Origin of the sequence: Microcystis sp. LE19-195.1E, from assembly GCF_027532095.1 — a bacterium.
Lineage (GTDB): Bacteria > Cyanobacteriota > Cyanobacteriia > Cyanobacteriales > Microcystaceae > Microcystis > Microcystis aeruginosa.
The window spans coordinates 1-1,687 of sequence record NZ_JAPZSZ010000349.1 but is presented as its reverse complement, the minus strand read 5'-3'; the positions used below and the strand labels follow the sequence as shown (position 1 = coordinate 1,687).

General features: G+C 48.0%; 3 pseudogenes. 2 read left to right on the top strand and 1 reads right to left on the bottom strand.

Annotation, left to right across the window (positions count from 1 at the left end):
- Positions 1-124 (top strand): annotated as a pseudogene (locus O9300_RS18720) (IS630 family transposase); the annotation flags it as partial.
- Positions 125-352: 228 nt separating this feature from the next.
- Positions 353-1,551: pseudogene (locus tag O9300_RS18715) on the top strand (ELWxxDGT repeat protein); the annotation flags it as partial.
- Between the two features lie 14 nt (positions 1,552-1,565).
- Here O9300_RS18715 and O9300_RS18710 read toward each other — a convergent pair.
- Positions 1,566-1,687 (bottom strand): annotated as a pseudogene (locus O9300_RS18710) (IS630 family transposase); the annotation flags it as partial.

Below are 1,687 nucleotides of genomic sequence, written 5' to 3'. Positions count from 1 at the left end.
TCGAGAATTTGAAAATAAAGAAGAACTGGAAAAAGTAGTCAATCAGCTTTTAAATGAAGGGGGATTGATTATTAAATGGAGTAGAAAACTTAAAAATAAGGGTAATGCTGTCAATGTAACTTAAATGCGTAAAAGCTTACCACTGTTGAAACCTTAGATTTGTCGGAGTTGCAGACATCTGGGGTTTTTCAGCCAGATATACCCTTCTTTGCCGGCTTAAGTACCTAAGCAAAATTAATTACACAAATCTAACCCCCCCTTGCCTCTTGCATGAGTGCCTTTCTCCACTAGGAAATTTATTTTGCACCACTACCTAACTGTTTAATTTTCACCCTTTATTCAGGAAAAAGTCATGTCAATTCCTTTTTTAGTTAAAGATATCCTTCCCGGTGCCTTTAACTCCTACCCCCGCTTTCTAACGGCACTGGGCAATACTCTGTTCTTCAGTGCCAATGACGGTGTTAACGGTACTGAATTGTGGAAGAGCGACGGCACGGCGGCTGGCACGGTTCTGGTTAAAGATATTTTTCCCGGTTCCGGTTTCTATATATCCTCCAACCCCTGCAATCTAACGGCAGTAGGCAGTACCCTGTTCTTCTCTGCTAATGACGGCGTTAATCGGGAATTATGGAAAAGCGACGGCACGGCGGCTGGTACAGTTTTGGTCAAAGACATCCGCCCCAGTCTCTATCGCTCCTACCCCAGCCGTCATTGGCAGTGGGCAACACCCTGTTCTTCACTGCCAATGACGGTGTAAACGGTCGGGAATTGTGGAAAAGCGACGGCACGGCGGCCGGTACGGTTCTGGTCAAAGATATCCGCCCTGGTTCCTTTAGTAGCTCCAACCCCCGCAATCTGACGGCAGTGGGTAATACCCTGTACTTCACTGCCGGTGACAATGTGAACGGTCGGGAATTGTGGAAAAGCGACGGCACGGCGGCCGGTACAGTTCTGGTCAAGGATATCAACCCCGGTTCCGGTTTCTCTGGCAACTACCCCCAAAATCTAACGGCAGTGGGCAATACTCTGTTCTTCACTGCCGATGACGGCGTGAACGGTCGGGAATTATGGAAAAGCGACGGCACGGCGGCCGGCACGATTCTGGTGGGCGACATCCGCCCTGGTTCCTCTGGCTCCAACCCCCAAAACCTGAGAGTAGTGGGCAGCACCCTGTTCTTCACTGCCGATAACGGCGTTAACGGTGAGGAGTTGTGGGCCGTGAGTACCCCCGCAATCCCCATCCTCGCCATTGCCGCCACTAGTGCCAATCAAACCGAGGGCAACAGTGGCAGTAAAGCCTTTACCTTCACCGTCACTCGTTCGGTTAATACCACGGGAACCAATAACGTTAACTGGGCAGTTACCGGCAGCGGCAGCAATCCTGCTAATGCCACTGATTTTGTCGGGGGAATCTTACCGTCAGGAACCGTGAGTTTTGCGGTGGGGGAAAGCAGTAAAGTAATTACTGTTGACGTTCAGGGAGATACAACAGTAGAACTGGATGAAAACTTTACCGTCACCCTCTTCACTCCCACCAACGGCGCTATTATTAAGCTTTTACGCATTTAAGTTACATTGACAGCATTACCCTTATTTTTAAGTTTTCTACTCCATTTAATAATCAATCCCCCTTCATTTAAAAGCTGATTGACTACTTTTTCCAGTTCTTCTTTATTTTCAAATTCTC